This is a genomic window from Pseudomonas sp. 2(2015) (genome assembly GCF_000955865.1).
Lineage (GTDB): Bacteria > Pseudomonadota > Gammaproteobacteria > Pseudomonadales > Pseudomonadaceae > Aquipseudomonas.
The window spans coordinates 24,259-39,679 of record NZ_JYOF01000005.1; the positions used below are offsets into that span (position 1 = coordinate 24,259).

Annotated in this window: 19 protein-coding genes and 1 tRNA gene; 11 read left to right on the forward strand and 9 right to left on the reverse strand. The window is 62.3% G+C overall.

Annotation, left to right across the window (positions count from 1 at the left end):
* Window positions 1–37: 37 nt before the first annotated feature.
* The gene (locus tag UB48_RS10510; protein WP_045196668.1) at window positions 38–2,887 is read right to left on the reverse strand and encodes an HD domain-containing phosphohydrolase; all 2,850 of its coding nucleotides are present in this window, start codon (window positions 2,885–2,887) and stop codon (window positions 38–40) included.
* A gap of 261 nt (window positions 2,888–3,148) precedes the next feature.
* On the opposite strand from UB48_RS10510, the gene UB48_RS10515 reads away from it, so the two are divergent.
* Entirely contained in the window at window positions 3,149–3,784 is a 636-nt protein-coding gene (locus UB48_RS10515) for a TetR/AcrR family transcriptional regulator (protein WP_045196670.1), read from the forward strand.
* On the opposite strand, the gene UB48_RS10520 is transcribed toward UB48_RS10515, so the two are convergent.
* Window positions 3,781–5,286: an MFS transporter gene (locus UB48_RS10520; RefSeq protein ID WP_045196672.1), complete on the reverse strand. Its 1,506-nt coding sequence runs from the start codon at window positions 5,284–5,286 to the stop codon at window positions 3,781–3,783. The genes UB48_RS10515 and UB48_RS10520 overlap by 4 nt on opposite strands.
* 321 nt (window positions 5,287–5,607) lie before the next feature.
* Here UB48_RS10520 and UB48_RS27090 point away from each other — a divergent pair, with 321 nt between their 5' ends.
* From UB48_RS27090 to UB48_RS10550, 6 genes are all read left to right on the forward strand, one after another.
* Window positions 5,608–6,459, forward strand: coding sequence for a phage tail protein (locus UB48_RS27090; protein WP_052676511.1), 852 nt, complete (start codon window positions 5,608–5,610; stop codon window positions 6,457–6,459).
* A 106-nt stretch (window positions 6,460–6,565) separates the two neighbouring features.
* Window positions 6,566–6,994, forward strand: coding sequence for a hypothetical protein (locus tag UB48_RS10530; RefSeq protein WP_045196679.1), 429 nt, complete (start codon window positions 6,566–6,568; stop codon window positions 6,992–6,994).
* A 259-nt stretch (window positions 6,995–7,253) separates the two neighbouring features.
* A complete protein-coding gene (locus UB48_RS10535; RefSeq protein ID WP_306764665.1) occupies window positions 7,254–7,382 on the forward strand; it encodes a hypothetical protein in 129 nt (42 codons plus the stop codon).
* Window positions 7,383–7,410: 28 nt separating this feature from the next.
* Window positions 7,411–7,854 (forward strand): GNAT family N-acetyltransferase, encoded by a 444-nt coding sequence (locus tag UB48_RS10540; RefSeq protein WP_045196683.1) that lies wholly within the window; start codon window positions 7,411–7,413, stop codon window positions 7,852–7,854.
* Between the two features lie 62 nt (window positions 7,855–7,916).
* Window positions 7,917–8,273, forward strand: coding sequence for an I78 family peptidase inhibitor (locus UB48_RS10545; protein WP_045196686.1), 357 nt, complete (start codon window positions 7,917–7,919; stop codon window positions 8,271–8,273).
* 182 nt (window positions 8,274–8,455) lie between these two features.
* Window positions 8,456–10,042: a sensor domain-containing diguanylate cyclase gene (locus UB48_RS10550; protein ID WP_045196687.1), complete on the forward strand. Its 1,587-nt coding sequence runs from the start codon at window positions 8,456–8,458 to the stop codon at window positions 10,040–10,042.
* Between the two features lie 37 nt (window positions 10,043–10,079).
* On the opposite strand, the gene UB48_RS10555 is transcribed toward UB48_RS10550, so the two are convergent.
* The gene (locus tag UB48_RS10555; RefSeq protein ID WP_045196688.1) at window positions 10,080–10,550 is read right to left on the reverse strand and encodes a hemerythrin domain-containing protein; all 471 of its coding nucleotides are present in this window, start codon (window positions 10,548–10,550) and stop codon (window positions 10,080–10,082) included.
* 155 nt (window positions 10,551–10,705) lie between these two features.
* Here UB48_RS10555 and UB48_RS10560 point away from each other — a divergent pair, with 155 nt between their 5' ends.
* Both UB48_RS10560 and UB48_RS10565 read left to right on the forward strand, forming a co-directional pair.
* Window positions 10,706–10,993 (forward strand): hypothetical protein, encoded by a 288-nt coding sequence (locus tag UB48_RS10560; RefSeq protein ID WP_045196690.1) that lies wholly within the window; start codon window positions 10,706–10,708, stop codon window positions 10,991–10,993.
* 127 nt (window positions 10,994–11,120) lie between these two features.
* Entirely contained in the window at window positions 11,121–11,453 is a 333-nt protein-coding gene (locus UB48_RS10565; protein WP_045196693.1) for a hypothetical protein, read from the forward strand.
* Here UB48_RS10565 and UB48_RS10570 read toward each other — a convergent pair.
* Together UB48_RS10570 and UB48_RS10575 are read right to left on the reverse strand one after the other, a co-directional pair.
* Entirely contained in the window at window positions 11,417–12,082 is a 666-nt protein-coding gene (locus tag UB48_RS10570; RefSeq protein ID WP_045196695.1) for an SOS response-associated peptidase family protein, read from the reverse strand. The genes UB48_RS10565 and UB48_RS10570 overlap by 37 nt on opposite strands.
* A 73-nt stretch (window positions 12,083–12,155) precedes the next feature.
* Complete coding sequence (locus tag UB48_RS10575; protein WP_045196697.1) at window positions 12,156–12,398, reverse strand: hypothetical protein; 243 nt, start codon at window positions 12,396–12,398, stop codon at window positions 12,156–12,158.
* A gap of 123 nt (window positions 12,399–12,521) precedes the next feature.
* Here UB48_RS10575 and UB48_RS10580 point away from each other — a divergent pair, with 123 nt between their 5' ends.
* Window positions 12,522–12,725, forward strand: coding sequence for a hypothetical protein (locus UB48_RS10580; protein WP_045196699.1), 204 nt, complete (start codon window positions 12,522–12,524; stop codon window positions 12,723–12,725).
* Window positions 12,726–12,764: 39 nt separating this feature from the next.
* Here the strand turns inward: UB48_RS10580 and UB48_RS10585 are convergent, their stop codons facing one another.
* The 3 genes from UB48_RS10585 to UB48_RS10595 form a co-directional block, all read right to left on the reverse strand.
* Window positions 12,765–13,178, reverse strand: coding sequence for a DoxX family protein (locus UB48_RS10585; RefSeq protein ID WP_045196701.1), 414 nt, complete (start codon window positions 13,176–13,178; stop codon window positions 12,765–12,767).
* A gap of 144 nt (window positions 13,179–13,322) precedes the next feature.
* Window positions 13,323–13,407, reverse strand: a tRNA-Leu gene (locus UB48_RS10590).
* A 103-nt stretch (window positions 13,408–13,510) separates the two neighbouring features.
* A complete protein-coding gene (locus UB48_RS10595; RefSeq protein ID WP_045196703.1) occupies window positions 13,511–14,299 on the reverse strand; it encodes a sulfite exporter TauE/SafE family protein in 789 nt (262 codons plus the stop codon).
* 108 nt (window positions 14,300–14,407) lie between these two features.
* Here UB48_RS10595 and UB48_RS10600 point away from each other — a divergent pair, with 108 nt between their 5' ends.
* On the forward strand, window positions 14,408–15,169 hold the full coding sequence (locus UB48_RS10600) for a helix-turn-helix transcriptional regulator (protein ID WP_045196705.1): 762 nt from the start codon (window positions 14,408–14,410) through the stop codon (window positions 15,167–15,169).
* Here UB48_RS10600 and UB48_RS10605 read toward each other — a convergent pair.
* A complete protein-coding gene (locus tag UB48_RS10605; protein ID WP_045196707.1) occupies window positions 15,163–15,357 on the reverse strand; it encodes a hypothetical protein in 195 nt (64 codons plus the stop codon). The genes UB48_RS10600 and UB48_RS10605 overlap by 7 nt on opposite strands.
* Window positions 15,358–15,421: the final 64 nt, after the last annotated feature.

Consider the following 15,421-nt stretch of genomic DNA (forward strand, 5'->3'; position numbering starts at 1 on the left):
CGACTGTTCAGCGCCTGGTGTGCAGCGTTGTTCGCCGCTATATTTGCCGCAGCCAGTGCTCGACATCCACCTTGTCGATCTGCTCGGGCTGCAAGAACCGCTCGGCATACTGGCGATAGACCCCGCTGCTGAGGAACAGCCGCAACAGGTCGCCATCGATGTGCTTGTCGCGGGCCATGAACACCAGGATCTTCACCGACTCGGACAGGGTCTTGGGCGTCTTGTACGGCCGGTCTGCGGCGGTGAGCGCTTCGAAGATGTCGGCGATCGCCATCACCCGCTCGGCAATGCCCAACTGATCCTTGCCCAGCCGACGCGGATAACCACTGCCGTCCATTTTCTCGTGGTGGTTGCCGGCGATGACCGGCACGCGCTTGAGGTGGCGCGGGAACGGCAGGGCGTTGAGCATGACGATGGTCTGCACGATGTGCTCGTTGATCTTGAAGCGCTCTTCGTCGTTCAGCGTGCCACGCCGGATCGACAGGTTGTACAGCTCGCCCAGGTTGCTGGCGTTGGCCGGCAGGCGCATGTCGAAGCCCCAATGGTTGCGCGGGTCGTCCTTGAGCACCGGCGGCTTGCGCGCGCCCCAGGGCACCCGGTGCTCGGGACGGTCGGCCAGTAGCGGCTCGTCCACCGGCAGTTGCGCCGGCGGCACATCCTTGAAGCGTTCATCTTCCTCGCGGGAAATGCCCAGGCGGTTGTCGAAATGCCGCCACCAGCGGCGCTGGCCAATTTGCTGCAGTCGCTCGATGTCGGCTTCTTCCATGAACTCGCCACCGGCATTGGCCCTGGCGACGAAGGCGAAGTCTTCCTGTAATTGCGCCTGGCAGTGCGCCAGGGTTGCTTGCAGCCGCTGCTGCGGCTCACCGTTGGCCAGCCCTTGCCAGTAGGCAAGCTCGGCATCGCGCCAGAGCACCTCGAAGCGCATGCGTACCTCGTGGATTCGGTTGTACAGGGCCTCCAGCTTGGTCGCCTTGTCGACCACATGCTCGGGGCTGGTGATCTTGCCGCAATCGTGAAGCCAGGCGGCGACGCGAAACTCATAGCGCTCGGCCTCGGTCATGCTGAACTCGGCGTAGGGGCCGCTGTCAGCCAGCGCAACCTGGTCGAGCAGCATTTGCGCCAGTTGCGGTACCCGTTCGCAATGGCCGCCGGTGTAAGGACTCTTGGCGTCGATGGCATCGGCCAGCAGCTTGATCATGGCATCCAGCAACTGTTGCTGGGCCTCGACCAACTGGCGGGTTTCGATGGCCACGGCGGCCGCGCCGGACAATTCCTCGACAAAACGCCGGAACGGTTGGCCGACCTCATCGCCCGCCGGCTCATCTTGCAGTTGCAACAGCAAAATGCCGAGCAGCGCCTGGCTGCGGTCCCGGAGCACCACCGCATGGCTGCGTCGGCTCAGCTTCAGGGCGCGTGTCACAGTGCTTGGCAGATCCTCATGCTGGTTTTCGTCGACCGCAAGTTGCGCAGGGTAACCGCTGCCTCGGCAAGCGGCAGCCAGGCGCAGCAGGCCACGCTCGGCGTCGAACAGGTACACCGCGCCAGCGCTTGCCCTGGCGGCGTCCACCAGATGGCTGAGCACGCCGTCGAGCATGCGCTCCAGCTGGGTTTCGCGGCTGAGGGTGAGGGTGATGGCCTGGAAGTTGAGGATGGTTGCGGACATCTGGCTCAGCACCTGACTCAATTCCCGCACCTCGGACACCCGCGATTGCACCCCCACCTCGCGGCTGAAATCAAAACCGGCCAGGCCCCGTACTTGCTCGGCCAGCAGCCGCAGCGAGTGGCCAATGCGCTGGCCAAGCACGCCCCCCAGGAACAGCAGCACGACCATCAGCACCGCCGTCCACAGCACCTGTTCCCAGAGCACCTTGCGCGCGTCGGCAAGCAGTTCATTGCCAGGTACCGCGATCAGCACCTGTAGGTCTTGCCCGGCCAGGGTCGTCAGCGGTATGCGCATGCCGTACCAGGTCTTGCCTTGTACCTGGAACGGTTGCGGCCCAGGGCCCAGGGTCGGGCTGGCATAAAGGTGCTCAAGGCTGGGCACCCCCAGCTCGGCAACGTGTGACAGGCGCACCGCGTCACCTTCTTGCACGATCACCCGCTGCAGGTCCGGGTACGCCACCACGTTGCCCTGCTGGTCGATAACCACCGTCTCGGTGCCAGCGGTCATGCGCAGGTCGCGGCTCTCGCTGGCCAGGTCATCGACCGAGACGTCCATGCCGATCACCGCGGCGCCATCGATGCTGCGCTGGGCCAGGGTGATGCCGACCTCGCGGGTGGTGAAGAACACGTAGGGGCGGGTCAGCACGGTGCTGGATTGCCCGAAGGCCTCGACGAACCAGGGGCGCGGGCGGGGGTCGTAGTGATAGTCCGGCTTGGCTTGTGTTTGCAGCAGGGTCAGTTGCCGGTCGTAGAAGCGCCATTCGCCTTGCAGCACGCCGTCGTCGCCCTTGCTGATGCTCTGCACCAGGAAGCGGCTGCCGGCCGGTGCGCCGAAGTGCTGCATGAGCTGCGGGTCGCGTAGCCGGCGGACGAGGAGAAATTCGCCGCTGGAATAGCCGATGTAGGCGGCGCTGAGCATCTTGTTGGCGTTCAGGCTCTCGATCAGTTGCGGGACCTGCTCCAGGCGCTCGGCCAGAGTGCCTGCGCCAGGGTTGAACGCCAGCAACCGGATGCTGCTTTGCGCCGGATCGAGCAGGCGCCGCGCCCGTTCGTCGATGGTCTTGCCAAGCTGCAGGGCGGAATCGCCTGCGGCTGCCACCAGCGCCTTCTGGATTGCCCGATTACCCTGCCAGGCGAGCCCTGTGCCCAGCAGCAACAGGCCCAGCATGATGGCCAGCGCCACCATCCATTGCAGGGAGAAGCTGCGCCTGTGTTGATTCATGGCGGTTGACCTTGTGCGGTTGGCACTCATCGGCGGGTAGCAGGAACATGAAGCGCAATCGCGAAAAGCTTAGCTGCTAATCAGCAGGGGCTGGGGCCGGCGCCGGACAATTCGCTTCAGCAACCTGGTGGCTTACCTATAAAATGGATCAACGATGAGCTCACTTGCGCTACCTGCGAACCGACATCAGAGGCCGCTATTGGTCAGTGCTATCGGCATTCGCATAAACTGCAGCGTTTTTTTCATCTGCCGGAACCCCTGATGACTCAGCGACCCCCACGGAGCACACCGCGTAGTAAAGCGGCCAATACGCCACGAACCAAGCCGGCCGAGGTACGTCTGGAGGAATTGATGGCGGCGGCGCAACGTTTGTTTCTGGCCAAAGGCGTGGAAGCTACGACCATCAGTGACATCGTCGAGCAGGCACAGGTGGCCAAGGGCACCTTCTATCATTATTTCCCATCCAAGCAGGACATGCTGGTAGCCCTCGGCGAGCGCTACACCCAGGCCTTTCTCGAGCAACTCGAACAGTCGGTGGAGCAGTGCGCCGCTGATGACTGGACCGGCCGCCTGCGCGCCTGGGTGCATGCCAATATCGCTACTTACCTGAAAACCTTCGCGATACACGATATCGTCTACACCAACCATCACCACCATGACCGCAGCAACAAGGCCAGGAACGACATTCTCGACCAGTTGCAGGGCATTCTCGAAGGCGGGCGCGCCGCCGGTGCCTGGGCCTTGCCGCAGCCGCGCATCAGCGCCTTGATGATCTACGCCGCGGTGCATGGGGTCAGCGACGACGCCATCGTCGAGCGTCTCGACGACTGCACGGCGTTCGCCAAATCGGTTGCCGATGCCTGCCTGGCCATGCTCGGCGCTGCCGGCAACGCCTAACCCTGTGCTCTTTCGTTGGTCGCCGACGCGCTGGGCACCGGCAATTGCCGCTGCAGCAACACGGCGCATCCCAGGCTGCACAGTCCGGCAGCCAGCATTGCCAGGTTGAAGCCTGCGGCCATCGCCGTGGCGTAGGCCTGGGCGAACAACGGCGTGGCGCTGCTCAATGGGTGCTCGGCAACCGCTTGTTGCGCCAGGGCCGCCGCATCGTCGACGCCTGCAACCGTCAGCAAACGCGTCAGTTCGGCAGTGGCGCGCAAGCTCATCAGGCTGCCAAGCAGGGCGATGCCCAGGCTCATACCGGTCTGGCGCAGGGCGTTCATGGTTGCCGAAGCAATACCGGCGCGGCTGGCGGGAACCGCGTTCATCACTACCAGGCCGGTGGCGGGTACGGCCAGGCCCATGCCCAGGCCGAGGGTCACAAAGCACAGTAACAATGGCCAATAGGGCGTGTTGGCGCTGAGTAGCGCCATGGCGGTCATCGCCATGCCGATCAGCCCGTAACCCCAGGCCAGCAAGTGTTCCAGGGCGAAATGCCGTTGCAACCGACCGAACATCAACGATAACGCACCGCTGGCGATGAACGTCGGCATCATCCGCAAACCGCTTTCGGTGGCGCTCAGGGCTTGCGCCTGTTGCAGGAACAGTGAGAAGAAAAACAGGCTGCTGTAGCTGGAAAAGCCCAGCACCCATGACGCCAGGTTGCTGACGGCAAAGCGTCGGTCACGAAACAGGTCCAGGGGAACCAACGGCCGCGCTACGCGCTTTTCCACGGCGATCAAGGCCAGCAGCGCGATCAGCGCCAGGCCTATGGCAATGCTCGGTGCCGGTGCGGCAAAACCCGATTCGCCGGCGCGGATCAGGCCGTAGCTCAACGCGCCCAGGCAGCACACGCTGAGCAACTGGCCCCAGGGGTCGAGTGCGGCCTGTTGCGGGTGGGCTCGCTCGCTGATGCCCCAGGCGCCGAGTAACAGGGCCAGACCGCCCAGCGGCAGGTTGATCAGGAAGATGCTCTGCCAGCCGAAGTGCTGCAGCAGTACACCGCCAAGCAAAGGGCCGAGCACCAGGGCCAGGGCACTGAAGGCCGACCAGCCACCGATGGCGTGGGCGCGGGCCCTGGGCTCGGGGAAGGCATGGGTGATCAGCGGCATGGCTCCGGGAATCAGCAAAGCGCCGGCGATGCCTTGTACCGCCCGCCCGAACAGCAACATCGGCAGCGCCTCGGCCAGGGCACACAGCGCGGAGCCGGCAGTAAACAGTGCAACACCCGTCAGCCAGGCGCGTTTATGGCCGTAACGGTCTGCCACTGGGCCTGCCGACAGCATGAACGCAGAGAGCGCGACGGCGTAGATGCTGACCACCCATTGCAAGCCGCCAAGATCGGTGGCCAGGGCGTTTTGCAGCGAGGGCAGGGCGAGGTTGACGATGCTGATGTCCAGCGAGGCGAGAAAAGTGCCCAGGTAAGCGGCGGCGAGCACGGCGGGGCGCTTGTAGCGATGCATGCTTGAGGTCTCCAGAACCGTCGGAAAATAAACGGGGAAAGCAGACCATAGTTAATCGACTGACCGTCGGTCAATGGGCTGTTGGAAATATTCCGCCAGCGTAGAGGCGCCAGCCAGGCGTAACGCGAGTGTCATTTTCTCCCTGGGACAACAGTGAGAACCGCGTAAGCGTGCCCAGGCTCGGCACGCATGATGAAAAATTTTCTTGTCAATAATGCTGTATGGATATACAGTATTTTCACGCAGCCGAACGTGCCCCGGGTGGGGCGAACCACGGCCGATGCGTATTCATTTTCCATGTCAGCTAACAAGGAATGTCAGATGACAATTATCTACACCGCTGCAAATTCTCTTCCTTTTGCCGCGTTGCCCACTACCAACGGTGTGGTCCAGTATTTTCGCGCCAGCATGACCAACCCTGCCGATGCCACCTATGCCCCTGACGGGCTGGCGGCAGCACCGATCTACGGCCTGGGCGGGCACCTGTTGCAGGGTGACGAGATCGTTGCTGGCGGCAACGTCACGCTGGTTTCGCACATTGGTCCTTTGCTCAACGGCGGCGCGTTGTGCTGGGTATTGCTCAGCTGTGACGGCGGCGCGCAACAGGTCGCCAACGCAACCCGTAGCCATCACGCGGTAACCCTGGGGCAGATCTCCATTGCTTCGGGGGCTGCGCCGGGTGATGTGAAATATTCTGCGGCCAATGCCGTTCCTGCCGGTTGGCTCAAGGCCGATGGCGCAGCGGTATCGCGTTGCACCTATGCGGCGCTCTTTGCCGCAATCGGCACGACCTACGGGGAGGGCGATGGCACCTCTACCTTCACGCTGCCCGACTTGCGCGGCGAGTTCATCCGCGGCTTTGACGGCGGCAGGGGGGTGGACGCCGGTCGCGTGTTCGGCTCGCGCCAGAAGGGCACCCTGCAGACCTACGACACCACCGAGTACAACAAGGCCAATGGCGTCTGGAGTGCCTGCACCTCACTGAAAACCGGTGCGGCTTCGCAGGTGGCAATGGGCGTCGACCCCTACGAGGTCAACGACTACGCAACCGTCACCATTGGCGGCGCCGATGCGATCAACAACTTCCCGTTGCCTGGGGTGGGTCTGGACCGTGGCTACTCGGGTGTGACGCGCCCACGCAACATCGCAATGCTCGCACTTATCAAATACTGAATAGATTGCTCGGGTTGAGGCCTTGGCGCTGTTTCACGACGACGTAAAGGTACGCGCAAATGTTTGCAGCTCAACCCGATAGCGCATATTTCCATGGAGAAACATCATGAAGGGAAGTTTTACTCGTTTTGCACTGTTGTTCGGCCTTGCCACAGGCTCTGTTGGCGCGGCACACGCGGATAGCTCGCCTGCTGGCCTCTGGCGAGTGTCGACGTTCACCAGTCCAGGTGGGGCTGCTGCGACGGTCCAGACGGTCTGTCTCAAATCTGATCACACCTGGTACTCCACCAGTCAGCCGAACTGGAATGGCGGCTGGTTCCAGAATGAAAAACAGGTGCGCTGGTACGGCGGTATACCGATCTCTCACATTGGCAATGTCGCGAGCATGGCAATGGGTAACCTGGACAGTGCTACCACCATGACCGGCAACTACGCCGAATGGACAGCGCCGGGTACCGCCCCTTTTACGTTCGACAGGCATTTCACATATTCGATGGTTTTTCTGCAAGCGGACTGTCCGCCAGCGAAGCAATAATCACCAGCTATTGACCCTATGGCAGTGGCCCGGCCCGAGGAATGGCGGGGCCCAACTGTAGGCGGCGCGTCTGCCATTTTGACGACAAACGGTATTACGAAGCATTCTCAAACCTACTGTTCTCCTGTAATCTCGCCGCCGCTCAGGTGGCGACCCGGTCGCACACCTGTTTACAGTGCACTTGGGGGCGGGGATGGAGACGAACAAAGGGATGGCGGCGATTGTGGAATGGCGAGCCCGCTTCCTGGGGGAAGGCAGGTTGCAGGAAGCTGAATATCACCGGGCGTTGATGGCCGCGCAGCAGCTCGAACAGTCCGGCCGGGTCAGCCCGGGGGAGTGGGTGGCGATGGTGCGCCAGGCCAACGCGGCATTGCTGGGCCAACGCTGAGCAGCGCAAACATCAGGCAGGAGGCCCCATGGACACAATGCAGGATACGCCGTTGATTCGCCCGGCTACGTTTGAAGATGTGTGCGCAATGCTCGCGTTCGATGCCTACGCCAGCAGCCACCCTGAGCGTCAGTACTTCCTTGAAGAGTCCGTCGACAAGCAGCAGTGTTGGGTGGCGTTGCGCGCGGGCGCGGTGATCGGCTACGTGGTACTTACCTATCACTTCTTCGACCACGGCTTTGTCAGCCTGGTGGTCGTGGCGCCAGGTCATCAACGCCAGGGTGTCGCCTCCCGACTCCTGGCCGCCGCCGAAGCCGCCTGTACTACGGCAAAGCTGTTTGTCTCGACCAATCAATCCAACCTGGCTTCGCGCCGGCTCATTCTCAAGGCCGGCTTCGTGCCCAGCGGTGTCATCGAGAACCTCGACGAGCACGATCCGGAACTGGTGTATTTCAAGCGCATTCGCGCTTGAATGGCGGTCAGGGAACTCGCGCTCGCCTGATCGGTCTGAGCTGACTTTCAAGGCGCTCTTTTATGGACAACAGTGCAGCACGCAGTGTGCTTGACGCACTCCCCACCCTTATCCTCGGGCTCGCCCTGGTGCTGGTCGGCTGGCTGGTGTTTCGCGTCGTTGCAGTCGAGCTCGCCGATACCCTCAACGACGATTCCAGTGCCTATACCAGCGACCTTCAGGAGTGCTCGTCAGAGCCGCTGCAGATCCTCTTTGGCCAGGAAGTGGGCAAGGAGGTACTGCTGGTCGCCAAGGTGCTTTCGGGGGTGAGTTCGGTGCGCGTGTTGTCGACGCCTGGGCGCGACCTGAGCTACGTTCCCGACCGCCTGAACCTTGAGGTCAACGAGCAGCAGCGGATCTACGGGGCATTCTGCGGCTAGTGCCGCAGTGCCGGGTCACCACGGTCATGCAAGCGGCCGATTTCCTCGAATGTTCATTCGCTTTTTTGCACAGCGGCGCTAGGTGCGCGGGCCTGGGTGGTCTATGTTAAACGGCAAGCATTAACAGTCGGTCTGGAGGTGGTTTATCACTGGGGTGGGAGTTTCATGGAGCAGGGACCTGTATGCACCCATCCGATGACCTGAACGGGCAAGAAGCCGCCGAGTCGTTCTCGCCACGTGAAGGGCGTTCAGCGCCGCTGTTCCGTTTGATCCTGAGCTTCATGCTGGTGGTCGTGCTGCTGTTCGTCGCCATCGAGGGCTGGCGGATCTGGCGCGACTACCGGCACGCTTTCGCCAGCGCCCATGATTCGGTCACCAACCTTGCCAGCGCCACCGCCCAGCATGCCGAAGACGCGATCCGCCAGGTCGATGTGGTTACCGCGATGCTCGGTGAGCGGCTTGAAGGTGACGGTTTTACCCGAATGAACATCCCGCGGCTGCACCGGCTGCTCAAGCAGCAAGCCTTGTTGATGCCACAGTTGCACGGGTTGTTCGTGTATGGCGCGGACGGGCGCTGGATCGTCACCGACAAGAGCGATACACCGACCAATGCCAATAACGCCGATCGCGATTATTTCGACTATCACCGCACCCATACCGACCGCGGCGTCTACATCGGCGCGGTGGTCAAAAGCCGCTCGACCAGTGATCTGATCATTCCTATTTCCAGACGCCTGAACAACCCCGACGGCTCGTTCTTCGGCGTGCTGCTGGGGACTGTCAGGGTTGATTACTTCGTCGAGTTCTATGGCGCGTTCAAGATTGATGACCGCGGCGCCTTGGTACTGGCCAAGCGCGACGGCACCATCCTGGTTCGCCGGCCGTTTGTCGAGCGGGTAATCGGCGGCAGCCTGGCCGATAGCGAGATCTTCCAGGACTACCTGCCGCAGGCCCCCGAAGGCGTCGTCGAAACCACGGCCGTAGTCGATGGCACTCAACGCCTGTATGCCTACAAGGCCCTGGACGCCTACCCGCTGGTGGTGGAGGCCGGGCTGTCGAGGGCATCGATCATTGACCCTTGGCGAGAGGACCTGATCAAGACCGCCGTCGTGCTGCTGTTGCTGCTGGTCGGGTTGGGCGGCTTTGGCGCGTTGGTGCTGCGCCAATTGCGCGAGCGCATGGTGATGGAGGCTGCGCTGCGCCGTGCGCATCAAACAGTCCGCGACCTGGCCTTGAGCGACAGCCTCACGGGGCTGGGTAATCGACGCCGCCTTGATACGGCCCTGGCAGAAGAAATTCGCCGCGCCAAGCGCCAACGCTACCCGTTGGCGTTGGTAATGATGGACCTGGACTACTTCAAGCGCTTCAACGACAACTATGGCCATCCTGCCGGTGACGACTGCCTGCGTGCGGTGGGCGCGGCAATACAAAGCAGCCTCAAGCGACCGGGTGATCTGGCCGTGCGCTACGGCGGCGAGGAGTTCACCCTGCTGCTGCCCAACACCGATGCTGCCGGGGCCAGCAGGATTGTCGAAGACATTCTCCAGGCCATCCGCTCGCTGGCGATCGAGCATGTGCAAAGCCCGGCGGGGCGGGTCACGGCAAGTGCCGGGATTGCCCTGGGTTACCCGGTCAAGGAACCGGTAGCTGCCGACACCCTGATGGGCGCCGCCGACTCGGCGCTATACCAGGCCAAGGATAAAGGCCGCAATGGCTGGTGCCTGATCGATGGTTTGAGTGAGCGGCCAGCACCGTTAGCCCACGACTGAGCACTGCAGCCTGGTGACTAACCCACCAACATAAACCTCACGCCGCCTGCTTGGCCATGTCCTTGCGGTATTGGGCTTTCATCATTTCCATCTGCTCGCCCATGGCCTCGAGCACGTCCTTGCCAAGCAGCTTCTTGGCTTGCGGGAACATCTCGGTTTCTTCTTCCTCGATGTGGTGCTCGAGCAATTCCTTGAGCACTTTCACCCGCCCGGAAAACTCGGGCGTACCCGGGTCGGTGACTTTCAGGTCGGGCAGCACCAACGAGTCGACGGTGCGGTGTTCTTCCTTGGCCTCGTGGTACATGATCACCTGTTCTTTGGCCCCGGCTTTCTTGTAGGCAGGGTAGAGGATCTCCTCTTCAAGCCGGGTATGCACGGCCACTTCCATCTCCAGTTTGGCCAGCAGTTCCGAACGTTTTTTTATCCCGCGCTCGGTGGACTCGCTCAGTTGCGTTAAAAGGGCCTTGACGGTCTTGTGGTCAGCTTTAAGCAGGTCGATGGCATTCATGGTGGATCCTCGGCAAAGCGGATGGTTGAAAAGGGGCCTTGCGTTAGTAGTGACTCGGCCTGACGCCAGGGATTCAACCGGATTGCCCAACTGCTCATTAACCGCGGTTTCGCCAACGGGTATGATGCTCGGCCTATCTCAACCACGGACTGATCATGGACGACCCTTTCTTGCCACAGCGCTTTTTTGCCGGGGCGGCGATTGTTGTCGCGCTAATTGGCGGCGCTATTTTCGTATTTTTGCTGGCCAACCCCGGCGGCCAGTTCCCCGGCCTTAGTAGTGCGCTGGCAGTGTTTACCCTGGGCGTCACCAACGGCCTGTGCCTGGCGCTGGTCGGCACTTACTGGTATCTCGCCGGCAAGCCTGCAGGGGCCGGTACGCTGTTGATTTTGCAGGCGGTAGGGCTGCTTGCGTTTGGCGCCTGGTATGTCTCGCTGATGTGAAGCCCGCGCCGGATGCTTTATAGCCACTGGCGCTATTGCACCCTGTTTAACAGCCAATTGAGTTCTTCTGTTTCATACTTTTTTTATATATCTTTCGTGTGCTGCCGACTCACCAAGGAAAATAATAATGAGGTACAGAGGCGCGCACTACTGGGCTTGGGCAGACTGCCAACTGCACAGCCAGGAGCATGAAGAATCGCTGGAGTCCGGAATTACCCTTGATGTCAAGGCGCGGCTTTCGCGCAGTGGTTGTACGCAGTTGTTTCTCGGGGTTTATACCAGTGCCGGCTTACCGGTCGTCGAGGAGTATCACGACCGTCTCGATGAAGTTACGCTGACCCGGGCCATGGTCTGGGGGGTAAAACGCTGTCGGGCGATTGCCGCCGAAGTTATCGAGCTTCACGAACTGCCTTCCATGAATGCTTACGCCGGGTTGCGATCAATCAACTCGGCGCCCTGATTGCGCACATTGCCGACCGCCGCGCTGACCGGGTACCACTCGAACCGCGCCGCCGGCTCGCCCAGGCTCAAGGCCATCTGCTCGGCGTGCTCGCCTGCGGTGGCCGGGTCCAGCCATTGCCGGGCGACAGCCGGCGCCAGCACGATAGGCCGGCGGTCATGCACGTCGAGCAGGCCACCTTCACTGTCTGCGGTGAGGATCACGAACCCCGCATGCTCGCCACTGAACTGGCCGATGGCCGCGCACAGGGCAGGGCGGCCATCGCTGCGGCGAATCAAGTAAGGCTGTTTTTTCGCTGCGCCTTGGTCAACCCATTCGAACCAGTTGTCGATCGGCACGATGGCCCGCTGTGGCCAGATGGCGCGAAAGAACGCGCCGTGGGCGACTTTCTCCACGCGCGCATTGATCGGCGCTGCGCGGTCCCTGGCCCAGTGCGGGCGCCAGCCCCAGGGCAACAAGTCGGCCTGGAGGGTACCGGCCTGCAGGTGCAACAGCGCCACGCGGGTGCTCGGCGCCACATTGTAGTGACCCAGTGCCTGATCGCCGACGTTGTTGACCAGGGCGCCTGGCATGCTCAGGGCGTCGACGAAGTCGTGAATGCCACGGTATTGAGAAAGCCTGCCGCACATGGCGCGTTGCTCCGCGAGGGGCCTATCGCTGGAGGATAGACGCAATCGCCGGGCACGCTTGCGGCGCCGACGCTCAGCTCAACCACCAGGCCGCCAGCGACAGCAGCAGGGCCAGCAAGGTGCCCAGCCAGGCACTGGCCTCAAATTTCGAACGTTGCACGCTGGCGCGCACCTCGCGCAGGTACTGCGCCTTGGTCGGCGCCCGTTCGCGGTAGCGCAGGTTTTCGGCCAGGTCATGCAGCCGGGCCTCGATGATCGAGCCGACCACGAAGAATGTTGCGCCATAGCTGGCGATGACTATCAGCAGGTACTTCACTGTCGCTCCTTGGCAATACGCTTCCCTTTTCAGCACGGGTTGTCAGCACGGGCTGATATTGACGCCGTGGTGAGCTCGGCTTATACAGGCGCCCCCACGTTCCCGATGCTACAGGACCCCGAGATGAACGACGACGATCTGGACATTCACGAGCCCGAACATGATCACCTGCTTGACCATGAGTTTGCCGAGGACGAGTACGAGCCGCAGGACGAGGTCAATCCGCTGTTCGATCCGCAGGATGACGAAGACGAGGATGCCCGCGATTGTGCAGGCGATGACGAAGGATTCTGGGACGAGGGCGTCGACACCCTTGACGACCTCTAGGCACCAGCGCAGCCGCCGGCACCTGGAAGCAGGGCGTGTTTAGCGGCCGTCCAGCGAGAAGCGTCCGGCACCGGTGACCGAGAGCAACAGCAAGCCACCGACAATGCTCATGTTCTTGAAGAACTGCACGGTGTTGGCTGCTTTGGCCGGCTCGACCATGGTCCAGAACGGATGGCCGATCAGTGCCGTGCCGATCACGAACAGGGCAAACAGGAAGGCCAGCGGGCGGGTGTAGAAACCGAGGATGAGGATGATGGCGACGAAGAACTCCATGATCACCGCCACCGCGGCTGCCACTGTAGGCGCTGGCGCGCCGAGCGATGCCAGGTAGCCGACCGTGCCCTCGAAGCCGGTGAGCTTGCTCCAGCCGGACATGACGAAGAGGATCATCAGCAGAATCCGCGCCAGCAGGATGATAACGTCGCGCTGGTTGTCGAAGAGGGTGTAGCGCATGGCGGCCTTCCTTTGTTGTTGGGCAATTTTACCTTAGCAGTTGCCGGAAGGTTTTGCGGCCCGGCGTGCACAAAAAAGGCATAAGGGCAATTCTGGGTAAATCCCAGGCAGCAAAAAGGCGCCCTTAGGCGCCTTTTCAGAAGATGGTGCGAGTGGCGGGACTCGAACCCGCAAGGCTCACGCCGGCAGATTTTAAGTCTGCTGTGTATACCAATTCCACCACACTCGCACTGGCTCGAGGGAAATGCATTTGATCCCTCAATCAAGCGAGCTTTATAACCCATCGTTATATTCGAGTCAACCGCGTGCAAGGCTCTGGACGGCGCCCCAGGCTAACTCCAGAGCATGCTCAGCAGCACCAGGGCGAGTAGCCCGAGATAGACCTGCGCATGCTTACGATCGTCGATTCTGCCGATCCAGCGCGCCGCCAGCCGGGTGCCGAGCCAGGCGCCGAAGGCCAGCAGGGCAAACGCCGACAGATCGACATAACCGACAAACCGTGGCCCGAAATCGCTACTGGCGGTAATCAGGTAGGTCGCCGTCGCCGCCAGCGCTACCGGCAAGGTCAGCGGGCTGGCCATGGCGGTGGCCTGGGTCATGCCCAGCCCGCGGCGGCGCAGCAACGGCACGCTCATGACGCTGCCCCCAACCCCCAGCACGCTGGCAATGCTGCCGATCAGCACACCGCAAGTGGCGGTTCTCACGGGCCCGAGCGGGCGCGCTGAAGCCTGGCCGTGGACAAAGCCTTCGCGCAGCAGGCAGTCGAGCAGGGTAAATGCCAGGTAGAGGATGAACGCCCAGCGCAGCCATTCACTGGCCAGGGCGCCCACCAGGGCGGCGCCGATCACCGCGCCGAGGGCGATGTACGCTGCCAATGGCCACAGGAATTCACGGTTGAGGTTGCCAGCACGCCAATGCTTGAGGGTGGCCAGTGCGGCGCTGACAATCATCACGCAGGTGGAGGTAGCCACGGCAATCTGCATGGCCGAGCCGGTGGTGGCCGGGTTCATGCGCAGCAGGTGATACAACAGCGGCACGACGACGAAGCCGCCGCCAAAGCCGAACAGCACCGTGGTGATGCCGCTCAGGCAACCGAACAGGGCCAGGAGTACAAGAAGCATGGAGGGTCGTCCTTTTGCGGGTCAGGAGCGACAGGTTAACCAGCAGTGATTTGGCCGGCTTGAGCAAAACGGTCAATAATGATCGCCAATCGGCCACGGACTTGCCCCATGTACAATGTCTCGATCAATCTGCTCGATGCTACGCCCCGCGCCGTGGTTGCCATTGGCACTGATTATCCCGACGGCTTCCTGCTGGCGCGCCATCGCCATCGTCGCGCGCAACTGCTCTATGGTGCCACCGGAGTGATGCAGGTGCGCACGCCGGCCGGCGACTGGGTCGTGCCGCCGCAACGGGCGGTGTGGATTGCCCCGGGGGTGGAGCATGAGGTGCTGATGCTCGGCGTCAGTACCCGCAGCCTGTACATCGAAGCCGATGCGCTGATGTTGACGGGCGAGTGCCAGGTGCTGGAGGTTTCAGCGCTGATGCGCCAGTTGTTGCTGGCGGCGGTGGAGATGGACCTGGAGTACGACCAGCAGGGCAGGGACGGGGCGCTGGTCAACCTGCTGCTGCATGAGCTGAGGGCCGCGGCCAGCTTGCCGTTCCACATACCGCTGCCGCGTGACCCGGCGCTGCTCATGCGTTGCCAGGCTTTTTTGCGCACGCCTGATGCGCACCAATCACCCGCGCATTGGGCGGGTGAACTGCATGTTAGCCTGCGCACTTTCGGGCGCTGGTTTCGCGCCGAAACCGGGATGAGCTTCAGCCAGTGGCGCCAGCGTGCCTGTGTGCTGCTGGCCCTGGCGCGGCTGGCCCAGGGCGAAGCGATCACGCGAATTGCCCTGGACCTTGGCTACGACAGCCCGGCGGCGTTTTCCAGCATGTTCCGCCGCACCCTCGGGCAGACGCCGCGCAGCCTGCGCGATCAGTAGTGGATGCTATCGGCGACGCCGCGCAAGTCATCCACCGAAGTCTTCAGGCCGGCAATCCTGCCCAGCACTTCAACGGCATCGGCCTGGTGGACGGAGTGCTGCAGGTACAACACATGCCCGCGCAGGTCGCGTGAGACCCGCTCAAGATCGGCGGCGGTCGCTTGCAAATCGTCGTGTATGGCTTTCATTCGTAAGTCTGCGGCCACGCGTCGTTCCCTCGAGGTAGGTGGCAGGTCTTAAGTGCGGGGCGAC